This is a genomic window from Streptomyces sp. NPDC090077 (assembly GCF_044747545.1).
GTDB lineage: Bacteria > Actinomycetota > Actinomycetes > Streptomycetales > Streptomycetaceae > Streptomyces.
This window is the reverse complement of record NZ_JBIVEG010000001.1, coordinates 341,255-355,809: the sequence shown is the minus strand read 5'-3', so window position 1 is coordinate 355,809 and position 14,555 is coordinate 341,255. Positions and strand designations below refer to the sequence as shown.

At 74.4% G+C, this 14,555-nt stretch carries 12 protein-coding genes; 10 read left to right on the top strand and 2 right to left on the bottom strand.

Going from position 1 to position 14,555, the window contains the following annotated elements:
- Positions 1 to 5: 5 nt before the first annotated feature.
- On the bottom strand, positions 6 to 701 hold the full coding sequence (locus tag ACIPW5_RS01545; RefSeq protein WP_401238791.1) for a TetR/AcrR family transcriptional regulator: 696 nt from the start codon (positions 699 to 701) through the stop codon (positions 6 to 8).
- Between the two features lie 128 nt (positions 702 to 829).
- Here ACIPW5_RS01545 and ACIPW5_RS01540 point away from each other — a divergent pair, with 128 nt between their 5' ends.
- From ACIPW5_RS01540 to ACIPW5_RS01495, 10 genes are all read left to right on the top strand, one after another.
- A complete protein-coding gene (locus ACIPW5_RS01540) occupies positions 830 to 2,512 on the top strand; it encodes an amidohydrolase (RefSeq protein ID WP_401238789.1) in 1,683 nt (560 codons plus the stop codon).
- A 53-nt stretch (positions 2,513 to 2,565) separates the two neighbouring features.
- Complete coding sequence (locus ACIPW5_RS01535) at positions 2,566 to 4,245, top strand: ABC transporter substrate-binding protein (protein WP_401238787.1); 1,680 nt, start codon at positions 2,566 to 2,568, stop codon at positions 4,243 to 4,245.
- Positions 4,242 to 5,228 (top strand): ABC transporter permease, encoded by a 987-nt coding sequence (locus tag ACIPW5_RS01530; protein WP_401238785.1) that lies wholly within the window; start codon positions 4,242 to 4,244, stop codon positions 5,226 to 5,228. Before ACIPW5_RS01535 ends, ACIPW5_RS01530 begins: the two co-directional genes overlap by 4 nt.
- Positions 5,225 to 6,046, top strand: coding sequence for an ABC transporter permease (locus ACIPW5_RS01525; RefSeq protein ID WP_401238782.1), 822 nt, complete (start codon positions 5,225 to 5,227; stop codon positions 6,044 to 6,046). The genes ACIPW5_RS01530 and ACIPW5_RS01525 overlap by 4 nt, the downstream gene beginning before the upstream one ends.
- Positions 6,043 to 7,029 carry an ABC transporter ATP-binding protein gene (locus ACIPW5_RS01520; protein ID WP_401238779.1) on the top strand — a complete coding sequence of 329 codons (987 nt, stop codon included), beginning with the start codon at positions 6,043 to 6,045 and terminating at the stop codon, positions 7,027 to 7,029. Before ACIPW5_RS01525 ends, ACIPW5_RS01520 begins: the two co-directional genes overlap by 4 nt.
- Positions 7,026 to 7,880, top strand: a complete 855-nt coding sequence (locus ACIPW5_RS01515; RefSeq protein ID WP_401238776.1) for an ABC transporter ATP-binding protein — start codon at positions 7,026 to 7,028, stop codon at positions 7,878 to 7,880. The genes ACIPW5_RS01520 and ACIPW5_RS01515 overlap by 4 nt, the downstream gene beginning before the upstream one ends.
- Positions 7,881 to 7,945: 65 nt before the next feature.
- Complete coding sequence (locus ACIPW5_RS01510; RefSeq protein ID WP_401238774.1) at positions 7,946 to 9,208, top strand: SGNH/GDSL hydrolase family protein; 1,263 nt, start codon at positions 7,946 to 7,948, stop codon at positions 9,206 to 9,208.
- A 137-nt stretch (positions 9,209 to 9,345) separates the two neighbouring features.
- The gene (locus tag ACIPW5_RS01505) at positions 9,346 to 10,305 is read left to right on the top strand and encodes a PLP-dependent cysteine synthase family protein (protein WP_401238772.1); all 960 of its coding nucleotides are present in this window, start codon (positions 9,346 to 9,348) and stop codon (positions 10,303 to 10,305) included.
- 90 nt (positions 10,306 to 10,395) lie between these two features.
- On the top strand, positions 10,396 to 12,954 hold the full coding sequence (locus ACIPW5_RS01500; protein WP_401238770.1) for an ATP-grasp domain-containing protein: 2,559 nt from the start codon (positions 10,396 to 10,398) through the stop codon (positions 12,952 to 12,954).
- Positions 12,951 to 14,213, top strand: coding sequence for an MFS transporter (locus ACIPW5_RS01495; protein WP_401238768.1), 1,263 nt, complete (start codon positions 12,951 to 12,953; stop codon positions 14,211 to 14,213). The genes ACIPW5_RS01500 and ACIPW5_RS01495 overlap by 4 nt, the downstream gene beginning before the upstream one ends.
- Before the next feature lie 82 nt (positions 14,214 to 14,295).
- Here the strand turns inward: ACIPW5_RS01495 and ACIPW5_RS01490 are convergent, their stop codons facing one another.
- Positions 14,296 to 14,529, bottom strand: a complete 234-nt coding sequence (locus ACIPW5_RS01490; protein ID WP_401238765.1) for a DUF6296 family protein — start codon at positions 14,527 to 14,529, stop codon at positions 14,296 to 14,298.
- Positions 14,530 to 14,555: the final 26 nt, after the last annotated feature.

The following is a 14,555-nucleotide window of genomic DNA, read 5'->3' as shown; positions in this document are numbered from 1 at the left end:
CCGGACTACGCTCCGCCGGCCGCCCGGGCCCGCTCCTCGATCGCGGTGATCAGCGCCTCGACCCGGAGACGGAAGATCTCCTCCTCGGTCACCCCGGCGAGTTCGCCGCTCAGCCGGGTGATGTTCGGGAAGCCGCCGGGGTCGACCAGCCGGTACTCGCGGCTCCAGGAGGCCTCGTCCGCCTCCCGCACGTCCGGCGGGAACAGCAGGTAGGCGGCGCGCTGCCCGACCCAGGCGAGGATGGAGTCGCCGACCATCCGGTAGTGCGCGGCCGCCTCGGCGCCTTCGAGCCCGGCCTCCCGGACCGCCCCCAGGATCAGTTCGACCACCCGGAACTCGTTGGCCCGGCGGGTGGTCCGGCTGGCCATGGTCGAGCCGACCACCGGGTACTTGAGGGCGACCTCCAGCGATCCGGCGGCCAGCGCCCGCAGCCGGTCCTGCCAGCCGAGCCCCTCGGGGATCCCGGCGAGCACCTCGCCGAGGGTGCGGTCGGCGACGGACAGCAGCAGCTCGTCCTTGTCGCGGAAGTGGCGGTAGACCGCCGTGGGGTCGGCGCCGAGCTCCTCGCCGAGGCGGCGGACCGTGAAGGCGTCCGCGCTGCCGCGTGCCGCGATGCGCAGGCTCGCGTCGATGATCGCCTCGGGGGTGAGCTGGCTTCCGGCCCGCTTGGAACGGCCGGGGGTGTCGGGTGGCTTCGGCATGGTGCGGCCAGTGTATCGATCCGGCACAGGGTGAGCGCAACACCGTTGACAACAGTGTTGCGCTGCCGTTCACTCCTCCTCATTCAGCACGCCGAGCGGGCCCCGCCCGCCGAGCCGGAGGATGCGCGATGGGCAGCAGCAGTCAGCGGGCCGACACCGTCTTCGTGGGAGGGAAGGTCTTCACCGGGACCTCCCGGGCCCCCGTCCGGGCGGCCGTCGCCGTCGCCGGGGGGAAGATCCTCGCCGTCGCCGACGAGAGCGAGGTACGCCCCCTCGCCGACCGGGCCACCGAGGTCGTCGACCTCGCCGGAGGCCTGCTGCTCCCCGGCTTCCAGGACGCCCACGTCCACCCGGTGGTGGCCGGCGTCCAGATGCTCGGCTGCGACCTGAGCGGGGCCCGCTCCGCCGACGAGTACCTGGCCGTGGTCGCCGCATACGCCGGAGAGCACCCCCGGGCGGACTGGATCCGCGGCGGCGGCTGGTCGATGGACGCCTTCCCCGGCGGCACCCCCACCCGGGCCATGCTCGATGCCGTGGTCCCCGACCGGCCCGTCCTGCTGACCAACCGCGACGGCCACGGGGCCTGGGCCAACACCCGCGCCTTCGAACGCGCCGGGGTCGGCCGGGACACCCCCGACCCGGCGGACGGCCGGATCGAGCGGGAGCCCGACGGCACCCCGGCCGGCACCCTCCAGGAGGGCGCCATGGAACTGGTCGCCCGCCACGTGCCCGGCGCCACCCCCGACGAGGCGCACGCCGGCCTGCTCGCCGCGCAGCGGCACCTCTTCTCCCTCGGCGTGACCGCCTGGCAGGACGCCATGATCGGCGCTTTCCCCGCCCAGCCCGACAACTACGGCGTCTACCTGCGCGCCGCCCGCGAAGGCTCCCTGAAGGCCCGGGTCGTCGGAGCCCTGTGGTGGGACCGCGAGCGGGGGCTGGAACAGATCCCCGAGATCGAGGAGCGCCGCCGGGGCGGCCGCGCCGGCCGCTTCAACGCCACCAGCGTGAAGATCATGCAGGACGGCATCGCCGAGAACTTCACGGCCGGCATGCTGGAGCCCTACCTCGACGGCTGCGGCTGCGCCACCGCCAACTCCGGGCTCAGCTTCGTCGAACCGGCGCTCCTGCGCGAAGCGGTGCGGATCCTCGACCGGTCCGGCTTCCAGCTGCACTTCCACGCCCTCGGCGACCGCGCCGTACGCGAGGTCCTCGACGCACTGGAGGCGGCCCTCGCGGCCAACGGGGCCAACGACAACCGCCACCACCTGGCCCACCTCCAGGTCGTCCACCCCGACGACATCGGCCGCTTCGCCCGGCTCGGCGCCGCCGCGAACATCCAGGCGCTGTGGGCCGCCCACGAACCCCAGATGGACGAGCTGACCATCCCCTTCCTCGGCCCCCGGCGCGCCGCCCTCCAGTACCCGTTCGGCGACCTCGCACGGGCCGGCACCCGCCTGGTGGCCGGCAGCGACTGGTCCGTCAGCAGCCCCAACCCGCTGTGGGGCGTCCACGTCGCCGTCAACCGCACCGTCCCCGACGGCGAGGCCGGCGCCCCCGCCCCCGGCGGGGTCCGCGAACCCTTCTTCCCCGAGCAGGCCCTGACCCTGTCCCAGGCCCTGACCGCCTACACCGCCGGCAGCGCCTGGGTGAACCACCTCGACGAGGTCACCGGCACCGTCGAGCCCGGCAAGTACGCGGACCTCGCCGTGCTCGACCGCGACCCCTTCGCCCTGCCCGCCGAGGAGATCGGCGACGTACGGGTGCTCCGCACCTACGTCGACGGCGAACCGGTCCACATCGCCGCCGGCTGAACCCCCGCCCGCCCCACCGGCAGATCCCCGCCCACCCCTCACGGAGGCAGACGATGCCCACACCCCGACCGAGAGCCGGCCTCCCCGGCAGCGGACGCGCCCGGCGCGCCCGGCACACCCTGGCCGCCGGCCTCACGGCCGCCGCCCTGCTCCTCACCGGCGCGTGCAGCGGCACCGCCGGGCCGCGCCCCGACGCGCCGGACCCCGCACGGCTCACCGACCGGACCCCCGCCCCCGCCGGCGACCTGGACGCCTTCACCTGGTCGACGTACGCCGAGCCGACCAGCATCGACTACGCCCGGTCCTTCGACTTCCCGCCCAACCAGATCCTCGCCAACGTCTGCGAGAGCCTGCTGCGCTGGAACCCCGACCTCACGACCTCCCCGAACCTCGCCTCCTCGTACGCCAACCCCACCCCCACCACCTGGGTCTACACGATCCGCCCCGGAGTCCGCTTCCACGACGGCACGCCCCTGACCGCGGACGACGTCGTCGCCTCCCTGCGCCGCAACCTCGACCCGGGGACCGCCAGCGTCTGGGCCTCCACCCACCGCAACGTCACCTCCGTCGACCGGACCGGGGACATGGAGGTGACCGTCACCCTCGCCCGGCCCGACTCCACCTTCAACCAGTACCTCGCCGCGGCCCCCGGCACGGTGGAGTCCGCCGCCACCCTCGCCAGGGCCGGCCAGGACTACGGGAACCCGCAGACCGGCGTGAACTGCACCGGCCCCTTCTCCTTCGGCTCCTGGACCCCGGGCCAGTCCCTCACCCTCAAGCGGTTCGACGGCTACTGGAACCCCGAGCTGAAGGCCAGGTCGGGCGAGGTGAAGTTCGTCTTCCTCGCGGACCCCGCCACCCGGGTCGACGCCTTCCGCAGCGGCGAGGTCGACGGCGGCTGGATGGTCCCGGCCGGCGCCTACGGACAACTGCGCTCCGGCCGGGCCGGAACGCTCTACTTCGGCCGCAACACCACCGTCGCCGACGAGATCGTCGCCGACCTCAAGGGCCCCCTCGGCGACGCCCGGGTCCGCCGGGCCCTGCTGATGGCCACCGACCGGGAGGGCATCGTCAAGGCCGGCGCCGGCGGCGTCGGCGAGGTCGCCCACTCCCTGGTGACCGACAACCTCTGGAGCGGGGCACCCGACGGCATCCGCGAGTCCGTCCTGAAGGACGTCCCCGAGGTCCCCTACGACCCCGCGAAGGCCAAGGCCCTCGCCGCCGAGGCGGGCGTCTCCGGGCAGGAGGTCGTCCTCGCCACCAGCGCCGTGGACTCCCAGACGACGATCATCACCCAGGCCGTCGCCCAGGCCGCCACCGCCATCGGGCTCAAGCCGCGCATCGAGACCCTCTCCGCCGAGAAGTACTCCACGCTCTTCACCGACCCCGCCGCCCGCGAGGGCATCGACCTCTTCCTCACCTTCTGGTACACCTCCATCACCGACCCGCTGGACATGTACGGCTCCCTCCAGACCGGCAACTTCAGCAACTACGGCGGCTGGTCCGACCCCGCCTTCGACGCCGCCGTGGAACGGGCAGGAGCGGCCCAGGACCCCGCCGGGCACGCCGCCGCCAACGCCGAGGCCCAGCGCATCGCCCTGCGGGAACTGCCCTGGCTGCCCCTCTACACCCAGCCCGTGAGCGTCTTCCTGGGCAACCGCATCACCGGGGTCCGGCCGTCCATCGCCTACCTCTACTACCCGTGGGCGGCCGAGATCGGAGCCAGAGGATGACGGGCCCGGCCGCCCTCACGGCGGTGCTCGGCCGGACCGGCCGGGTGCTGCGCCGCCTCGCCGCCATGGCCACCACCCTCCTGGTCACCTCCTTCCTGGTGTTCTCCTCCCTCTACCTCGCCCCCGGCGACCCGGCCGCCTTCCTCGTGCGCGGCCGCAGCCCCAGCCCCGAGCAGCTCGCCGGAATCCGCCACCAGTACGGGTTCGACCAGCCCTTCCTGCTGCGCTACTGGAACTGGCTGGAAGGGGTCCTCCAGGGCGACTTCGGCCGCTCCCACCTCTTCCAGCAGGACGTCGGGGCCCTCCTGTGGTCCCGGCTGCCCTCCTCCCTCCTCCTCGTCAGCACCGCCGCGCTGCTGATCGGGTCCGTCGGCGTCGCCGCCGGAGCCCTCGGGGCGCTGCGCCGCGGATCCCGCACCGACCGCACGCTGATGCTGCTGGTCACGGTCGGAGCGGCCGCACCCGCCTTCGTCGTCGCCCTGCTCCTGCGCTCCGTGCTCGGCGTCCGGCTGGGCTGGTTCCCCGTCATCGGCAACGGCAGCGGCGTGCTCGACCGGCTCCACCACGTCCTGCTGCCCGCCGTCGCCCTGTCCGTGACCTTCACCGCCCTGGTGACCCGCGTGACCCGCTCGGCGATGCTGGACGAACTGCGCCGCGAGCACGTGGAGGTCGCGCTCAGCCGGGGCGTCCCGCGGGCCACCGTGATCCGCCGCCACGTGCTGCGCAACGCCCTCGGGCCCGTCGTCACCGTCTCCGCGCTCCTCGTCTCCGGCATGCTGGTCGGCACCGCCATCGTCGAGACGGCCTTCGGGATGTCCGGGATCGGCTCCCTGCTCGTGCAGTGCGTGGACCAGCTGGACTTCCAGGTCGTCCAGGCGATCGTGCTGCTGGTGGTGGCCGCCTTCGTCGTGGTCAACGCCCTCGTCGACCTCCTGCTGCCGCTGATCGACCCGCGCACGGCCGCGGCGGGGGGAGCCCGGTGAACGCCCCCGGGAAGAACCCGCTGCGCGCGGCCGGCCCCCTGCTCCTGGCCCTGTTCGTGCTCGTCGCACTGCTCGCGCCCTGGATCACCCCCCACGACCCCACCTTCGGCCGGCTCGGCGACACCCTGCTCGGCCCCGGCCCCGGCCACTGGCTCGGCACCGACCAGGGCGGCCACGACACCCTGTCCGCCCTGATCGCCGGCACCCGCACCAGCCTCGCCGGCCCCCTCGCCGTGGTCGTCTCCTCCACCGTCCTCGGCGTGGCCGTCGGCCTGTTCACCGCCTGGCGGGGCGGCCGCACCGACCGCGTCGCCGGCCGGGTCCTCGACGTCCTCTTCGCCTTCCCCGCCCTCCTCCTGGCCATCCTCGCCGTCGCCCTCTTCGGCAAGGGGACGACCGCCCCCGTCATCGCCATGGCCCTCGCCTACATGCCGTACACGGCACGCCTCGTGCGCGGCCTCGCCCTCCAGGAGAAGGCCCGCCCCTACATCGCCGCCTACCGGGTCCAGGGGCACTCCGCGCTCTTCACCACCGTGCGCGCCCTGCTGCCCAACATCGCCCCGACCCTGCTCGCCCAGTGCACCGTCAACTTCGGGTACGCGCTCCTCGACCTCGCCGCGCTCTCCTTCCTCGGCCTCGGCGTCCAGCCGCCCACCCCCGACTGGGGAGCGATGATCAACCAGGGCCAGGCCGCCGTGCTCCAGGGCGAACCGCTGTCCGCGGTCGTCCCCGCCGTGGCCGTCGTCGTCGTGGTCGTCGCCTTCACCTCCGTCGGGGAGAACCTCGGCGACCGCCTCGCCGGAAGGGAACCCCGATGACACTGCTCCGGTACGAGGACCTGCACATCACCCTCCCGGGCACCGCCCGCCCCCTCCTCGACGGCATCAGCCTGTACGCGGACCCCGGCGAAACCGTCGTGCTCGTCGGCGAATCCGGCTCCGGGAAGTCCGTCACCGCCCGCGCCGCCCTCGGGCTCTTCCCCGCAGGCGCCGAGGTCCGGGGCCGGGTCCGGGTCGACGGCACCGACCTCGTCGGCGCCGGCCGGGAGGCCCTGCGCGAGGTCCGCACCGCCAAGGCCGCGATGATCTACCAGGACCCCAGGGCCGCCGTGAACCCGGTGCGGCGCGTCGGGGACTTCCTCACCGAGTCCCTGCGCCTGGTGCACCGCCGGTCCAGGGCCCGGGCCCGCGCCCGGGCGGCCGAACTCCTCGACGCGGTCGGCCTCCCGGACCCCGTCCGGCACCTGGACCAGTACCCCCACGAGCTGTCCGGCGGCATGCTCCAGCGCGTCGTGATCGCCGCCGCGCTCACCGCCGAACCCCGCCTGCTGCTGTGCGACGAGCCGACCACCGCCCTCGACGTCAGCACCCAGGCCGAGATCCTCGCCCTCCTGGACCGGCTCCGCCGCGAACACGGCCTCGGCCTGCTCCTGATCACCCACGACATCGAACTCGCCGCCTCCGTCGGAGACCGCGTCTACGTGATGTACGCCGGCCGCATCGTCGAGACCGCTCCCGCCGCCGACCTCCTCACCGCACCCCGGCACCCCTACACCGCCGGCCTCATCGGCTCCGCCCCGCCGCTCGACCCCGCCCCGCCCCGCCGCCTGGTCCCCGTCCCCGGAACCCCCCTCGGCCTGCTCGAAGCCGCGCCCGGCTGCGCCTTCGCACCCCGCTGCGCCTTCGTGGACCCGGCTCGCTGCGAGCAGTCCCCGCCGCCGCTCCGGGAACGGGGCCCGGCGGCGGCCGCCGCCTGCCACCGGCTCGGCGAAGCCGCCCTCACCCCCGCGGAGGCCCGATGACCACCCCGCCCCCGGCCCCGCTCCTCGACGTCACCGGGCTGCACAAGACGTACCGGACCCGCGGGACGGAGGTCGTCGCCGTCGACGGGCTGACCTTCTCGCTGGCGCCGGGCGGCGCCCTCGGGATCGTCGGCGAGTCCGGCTCCGGAAAGACCACCACCGCCCGGATGCTGGTCGGCCTCGAACGCCCCGACGCCGGGCGGATCCTCGTCCAGGGCAGCCCCCTGGCCGGCTCCGTCCGGGGCCGGGCGGCCCGGCTGGCCCGTGCCAAGGCCGTCCAGATCGTCTTCCAGGACCCCTACCTCTCCCTGGACGCCCGGCTCCCCGTCGGCACCGCCCTCGACGGGGTGCTCCGGCTGCACGGCTCCCGCGACCCGGCGGCGCGCGCCGCCCGGGTACGGGACCTGCTCGCCCGGGTCGGCCTCGGCGACCGCGAGGCGGCCGCCCCGCCCCGCCGGCTCTCCGGCGGCCAGCGCCAGCGCGCCGCCATCGCCCTGGCGCTGGCGGTGGAGCCCGCCGTGCTCGTCCTCGACGAGGCGGTCTCCGCCCTGGACGTGTCCGTACAGGCCCAGGTGCTCAACCTGCTCGCCGACATCCGGCGCGACACCGGCATCGGCCTGGTCTTCGTCAGCCACGACCTGGCGGTCGTCCGCTACGTCTGCGACGAGGCCCTCGTCATGTACCGGGGCCGGACCGTGGAACACCGGCCCGTGGCCGAGCTGCTGACGGCGCCCCGGCACCCGTACACCCGGCTGCTGCTGGCCTCCGTGCCCCGCCCCGGCTGGGACCCCGGCTCCATCGCCCGGCGGCGCAGGAAGCTCGACCCCGCGGAAGGAACCCCCGCCGTGTGACCGGCCCCACACGTACGCACCCGCCCCGCCCGTCACATCCGCCGGGCGGGCCGGGTCAGGGGGGTATGACCACGAAGAAGACCGCCCTCGCCGTCCCGCTCGCCGCCGCCCTCCTGGCCGTGGCCGGCACCACCACCGCGGCCGCTCCCGCAGCGGCCCGCACCACCCCCTGGCACAGCGCCTGGGGAGCCTCCCCGCAGGCCCCCACGCACACCGACTGGTTCCCCAACTGGTCCGAGGAGGGCTTCCGCAACCAGTCGGTGCGCCAGGTGGTCCGGGCCGGGGCCGAGGGCACGGAGCTGCGCGTCCGCCTCACCAACGCCTACGGGAAGACCCCGCTGCGGATCACCGGCGCGACCGTCGCCCGCAGCGCCGGGGGCGCCGCCGTCCTGCCCGGCTCCGTACGCACCCTGCGCTTCGGGGGCGCCGCCACGGCGGCCGTCCCGGCGGGCGCAACGCTCGCGAGCGACGCGGTGGCCCTGCCCGTCAAGGCCTTCGAACAGGTCACCGTCACCCTGTGGTTCCAGGGCCCCACCGGCCCCGCCACCTTCCACAACGTGGCCATGGGCACCTCCTACCGGGCCGCCGGCGACCACCTGCGCGACACCTCCGGCAACGCCTTCTCAGCCCCCGGCGACCAGAGCTTCTCCTGGTACCACCTGGCCGGGATCGACGTGAAGGGCGGCGTCCGGGGCCGGGCCGTCGTCACCTTCGGCGACTCCCTCACGGACGGCTTCGGCGCGACCCCCGGCACCGACCGCCGCTACCCCGACGCCCTCGCGGACCGCCTCGCCGGACAGGGCCGGCCCCGTGCCGTCCTCAACGCGGGGATCGCCGGGAACAAGGTCCTGAACGACTCGCCCTGCTTCGGGGAGAGCGCCCTGCACCGCTTCCGCCGCGACGCGCTCGGCCGCCCGGACACCGGCACGGTCATCGTCCTCCAGGGCACCAACGACATCATCCAGCCCGACATGCCCCAGGACCGCTGCACGGCCGGCCCCCGGGCCACCGCCCAGGAGATCATCGCCGGGCACCGGGAGCTGATCCGCGAGGCCCGCCGCAGCGGTGTCAGGATCCTCGGCGGCACCCTCCCGCCCTACGGCGACGCCGCGTACTGGAACCCGGCCGCGGAAGCCGTCCGGAACGAGGTCAACACCTGGATCCGGACCAGCGGTTCCTACGACGGCGTGGTGGACTTCGACCGCGCGGTGGCCGACCCGGAACACCCGCAGAAGCTGAAAGCGGAACTCGCCTTCGCGGACCGCCTCCACCTCAACGACGCGGGCTACCGGGCGATGGCCGGGGCGGTCGACCCGGACTCCCTCTGAGCCGCGCCCGGTCCACGGACGCACGCGGCGCGCGAGCGGCAATCGAGTCCGGCCCGAGCCGGGCGCCAATCGCGCGCTACCGGGTCTGGCTACTTTGCAGAGACCCACCGCACGTCCAGCACCAAAGGGGTCGGCACGTGAACCACGCGCGCACCACCCGCCGCATCGCGGCATCATTCGAGGACCTCGTCGGCGGCACCCCGCTGTTCCGGCTCCAGCTCGACGGTCTGCCGGAGACCGCCCGGGTCCTCGCCAAACTGGAAGCGGCCAACCCGCTGTCCAGCGTCAAGGACCGGGCCGCCCTCTTCATGCTGAGAGCCGCCGAGGAGTCCGGGGCCCTCCAGCCGGGTGCCACCGTCATCGAGTCCACCTCCGGGAACACCGGCATCGCCCTGGCCGCGCTCGCCGCCGCCCGCGGCTACCGCTGCCTGATCGTGCTCCCCTCCAACGCCTCCCGCGAACGCGTGCTCACCCTGCGCATGCTGGGCGCGGACGTCGAGTTCACCGACCACACCCTCGGCTTCGCCGCCTGCGTCGAGCACGCCGAGAAGCTGCACGCCGACATGCCCGGCTCCTGGTACGCGCGCCAGCACGAGAACCCCGACAACGTCCGCGCCCACTACGAGACCACCGGCCCCGAGATCTGGCACGACGCCGGCGGCCGCGTCGACTACCTGGTCTGCGGCATCGGCACCGGCGGCACCCTCACCGGAACCGCCCGCTACCTGCGCGAGCGCAACCCCGGCCTGAAGGTGGTCGCCGTCGAGCCGGCGGGCTCCGCACTGCTCTCCGGCGGCCAGGCCGGGCCGCACGCCATCCCCGGCCTCAACGGCGGCTTCATCAGCCCCGTCACCGACATCCACCTCATCGACGAGGTGATCCCCGTCCAGGACGCCGACGCGGCCGCCACCACGCGCGCCATCGCCGCCCGCTCCGGGCTCCTCGTCGGGATCTCCGCGGGCGCCGCCGCGTACGGCTGCCTCGAACTCGCCCGCCGCCACGACCTGTCGGACGCGGTCGTGGCCACCGTGTTCCCCGACAGCGGCGAGCGCTACCTCAGCTGGTGGCCGCAGGAGGACACCCCCGGCCCGAGCTGAGCCGACGCCCCACCCGCCCCGCCCCACCCCCCGTTCCCACCCGAGTACGAGCCCGAACATCCCTGCGGCAGCAGGGGGAGAAGAGAGCTGATGAACCCCGAGCGCACCCTGCTGCTCGTCGGTGCGACCGACGAGACCGTGCGGAAGGCCCACGACCTGGGACTGAGCGTGCTGCTGCTCCAGCACCCCACCAAGGTCAGCGAGGAGCAGAACCGCCTCGCCGCGGCCGTCGAGGTCGTGGACTTCACGGAGTGGGAGCAGATCGAACCCCTGGTCCGGGCCTGGCACGAGAGCCCCGGCTTCGCCGCCGCCGTCTCCCTGACCGAGCCGGGGCTGGAGAACGCCGGCCGGATCAACGACCTGTACGGGCTCGGCGGAACCGGCTACGAGGTCACGGCCCGCATCCGGGACAAGGCCGCCATGCGGCGCTACGTCGCCGAGCACGACCCCGAACACGCCGTCGGAGCACGCTCCCTGAAGGACCGTGAGGACCTCGACGCCTTCGGGGCCGCGTACGGCTTCCCCTTCATCGTCAAGCCCGTCGACGCCACCGCGAGCATCGGCGTCATGCGCGTCGAGGGCCCCGAGGACGCGGACCGGGTCTGGGCCGAGGTCACCCGGCTCTCCGGCACCCGCACCGACCGGGTCTCCTCGCTGTTCGTCCTCAAGGACTTCCTGATGGAGGAGTTCCTGCACGGACCCGAGTTCAGCGTGGAGTCCTTCAGCTTCGGCGGCCGCCACGTCATCGTCACCGTCACCGAGAAGTTCACCGCCGACGGCCACTTCGCGGAGCTCGGCCACGCGGTCCCGGCCCGGCTGTCCGACGCCGACGAAGAGGCGATACGCGACGGCATACGCGGCTTCCTCGACGTGATGGGCCTGCGCGACGGGGTCTGCCACACCGAGGTGCGCCTCACCCCCAAGGGACCCCGCGTCATCGAGGGCCACAACCGGATCGGCGGCGACTCCATCCCCGAACTGGTGCGCAGCGCCTTCGGCGTCGACCTGGTCACCCTCGCCGTCGGCGCCCCCTTCGGCCTCGTCGAGGAGCTCCCCGACCGGCCCCGGGCGCACGGCGGCGCCAGCGTCCGCGCCCTGATCGGCACCCCCGGCACCCGGGTCGAGTCCGTCGACGGCATCGAGGAGGCCCGCGCCGCCGAGGGCGTCATCTCCGTCACCCCCAGCGCCAAGCCCGGCGACGAGGTGCGGGTCCTGCAGGACAACTGGGACCGGCTCGGCCTGATCGCCGTCGCCGCCGAGGACACCTCCGCGGCGATCCGCCGGGGCGCCGAGGTGATCCGCGAGCACGTCCGCATCACCCTCGCCGGCCCGGACGGGGAGACCGTCCTCGCGCAGCCGTCCGAGATCGCCCCGCGCGAGAACCTGCTGATCCTGCACCGCAACCCGCTGGAGCCGTTCCCCTACCGCTCCTGGCTGCCCGACCACACCGGCGACATCGTCGTCCTCGCCGCCCGCGACAAGATCGAACTCGCGGGCGAGAAGGTCCCGGACGGCGACCTCGGCTACACCCGCCTGGAGATCTTCGACGACTTCGACGCGGAGGAGGTCGACGCCCGCGCCGCCGCACTCATCGCCGAGCACGGCATCACCGGCGTCACCGCGCTGCACGAGGCCGACATGCTGCGCGCCGCGCGGCTGCGCGAGCGCTTCGGACTGCGCGGCGCCTGGCACGACGACGTCATGCCGTTCCGCGACAAGGCGCTGATGAAGACCCGCGCCCAGGCCTCCGGCATCGAGGTCGCGGCCTGGGTCCAGGCCCGCACCGCGGACCAGGCCCGCGAGTTCGCCGCGGCCGAGGGCTTCCCCGTCGTCTTCAAGGAGCGCAGCGGCTTCAACGCGGTCGGCCTGCGCATCCTCCAGGACGAGGCCTCCTTCGAGGAGTGCCTGACGGAGGTGTACGCCGACGGCGAGCGCGACGACGTCCTGCTGGAGGACTTCGTCCCCGGCCGCATGTGCCACGTCGACGGCGTGGTGCGCGACGGCCGGGTCGCGATGGCCTGGCCCTCGCAGTACCAGTACGACCTGTCTTCCTTCGCCTCCGACCCCGGCCCGCGCATCGACCTCACCCTCGACGAGGACGACCCGGTCACCCCGCGGCTGCTCGACCTCGCCGAGCGGGCCCTGGCCGCGCTGGCCCCCGAGGGCTCCCGGCTGCGCGACCACACCTTCCACATGGAGGTCTTCCACACCCCGGACGACCGCCTCGTCATGTGCGAGATCGCCTGCCGCCCCGGCGGCGCCAAGATCCGCGAGGTCTTCCACAGCCTGTTCGGCGTGCACCTCGGCGGGTACGCCGTGCGCGCCGAGGCGGGCCACGAACTCCACCCCGCCGTACGCCGGGGCGGGGACGCCGCCGGCCTGCCGAAGCCGCGCCACATGGCCGGCCAGCTGCTCATGATGAAGCGGCCCGGCCTGGTGCGGGAGCTGCCCGCGGCCCCCGGACACGACTGGCTCGACGGGTTCTGGCTCTACGCCGAGGAGGGCCAGGTCATCGCCCCGGCCTCCGGCTCCTCCGACTTCCTCGCGGCCGCGGTGGGCACCGGGCCGACCCGCGCGGAGGTCGAGCGCCGGCTGCGCGAGCTGGGCGAGTGGGTGCGCGAACACAGCGTGATCGGCGACGCGTCATGACGGGGGCCCGCCTGTCGGCGAAGTCGCGGTACATGCTGGGCATGGTCGTCGACGCCACCGGCGCCGGCATGTACCTGCCGCTGTCCCTGCTGTACTTCCACCACGTGACGGGGCTGCCGCTCACCCAGGTGGGCACCCTGATGACGGCCGCGGCCGTGATCGGCCTGATCAGCAACCCGGCGGCGGGCGTCCTCATCGACCGGTTCGGGGCCAAGGCCGTCGTCACCGGCGGGTACCTGCTGCGGGCCGCGGGCTTCTGCACGTACCCGCTGGTGGACAACGGCTACACGATGTTCGCCGTGATCCTGCTGGTGGCGCTCGGCGACACCTCGTACCCGCCCGCGATCCAGTCGTTCATCGCCGAGTTCGTCCAGGGCACCGAGCGGGACAAGCTGCTCGCCGCGCAGCGCAGCCTGCGCAACGCCGGTCTGGGCGTGGGCGGTCTGGCCGCGGGCGGGGTCCTGGCCCTCGGCAGCGACGCGTTCTACTACGTGATCGTGATCGGCACCGCCGCCGGGTACCTGCTGGCGGCCGCCTGCTTCGGGTCGATCCCCATCGAGAAGCCGGCCGTTCCGGCCGCCCGGACCTCCCGCAAGGGCGGCTACCGGCTGGTGGCGCGCAACCGGCCGTTCCTCGCCCTGACCCTGCTCAACGTGCCGACGGCGTTCGGCTACACGGTGCTCGCGATCGGCATCCCGGCGTACGTCACCCAGGACCTCGGCGCGTCCACCTCCCTGGTGGGCGTCCTCTACGCCGTCAACACGGTCGGGATCGCGCTGCTCCAGATCCCGGTCACCCGGGCCCTGGTCGCCTTCCGCCGCTCCCGTGCGGTGGCCCTGGGCGCGGCGGTGTTCGCCTCCTCGTTCCTGGTGTTCGCCGTGCTCGCCGCGGTGGGGGACAAGACGGCCATCCTGATCGGCATCTTCGCCGCCACGGCCCTGTTCACCGCGGGCGAGCTGATGCACGGGGCCACCGCGTCGGCCCTGTGCGCGCAGGCCGCGCCCGAGGAGACGCGGGGCCGGCACCTCGCCGTGTACCAGCTCTCCTGGGCGGTGCCCAGCGCCCTCGCCCCGGCCGTCCTGACCGCCCTGCTCACGATGTCGCCCCTGGCGATGTGGCTGGTCCTCGCGGCCGGCGCGACGGTCTCGGCCGTCGGTGTGCTGCGGCTGGAACCGAGGCTCCCGGAGGAGGCCGTGTACCCGCGGCCGCGTCCGGTGCCCGAGGGCAGCAGCACGCCGGCCGCGCCCGCGGCGGCCTGACCGCCCGGGGCACGCCCCCGCCCTGCCCGGAGCCCCCTGCGGGCCGCCTCACCGCGGCCCGCAGGGGGCTCCCGCGTACCGCTCAGGATTCGGGCAGCGGGCGGGCCCCGGTGGGGTGGGCCAGGGCCTGCCGGGCGCCGGAGGCGAGCATGCGGACCTCGTCGCGGTCGCTGATCTCCGCACGGACGATGCCCGTGGCGTCGGCGTACACCGGGTGCCCTCCCGGACCGGACGCCTCGGTGCGCTCCACGACCACGGTGTCCGGGCCCGCCCCGTCGTCGCCGGGAAACGTCAGCTCGTACCGTCGGGCGCTCATGTGTCCATCGTGGGCCGTACCTCCCC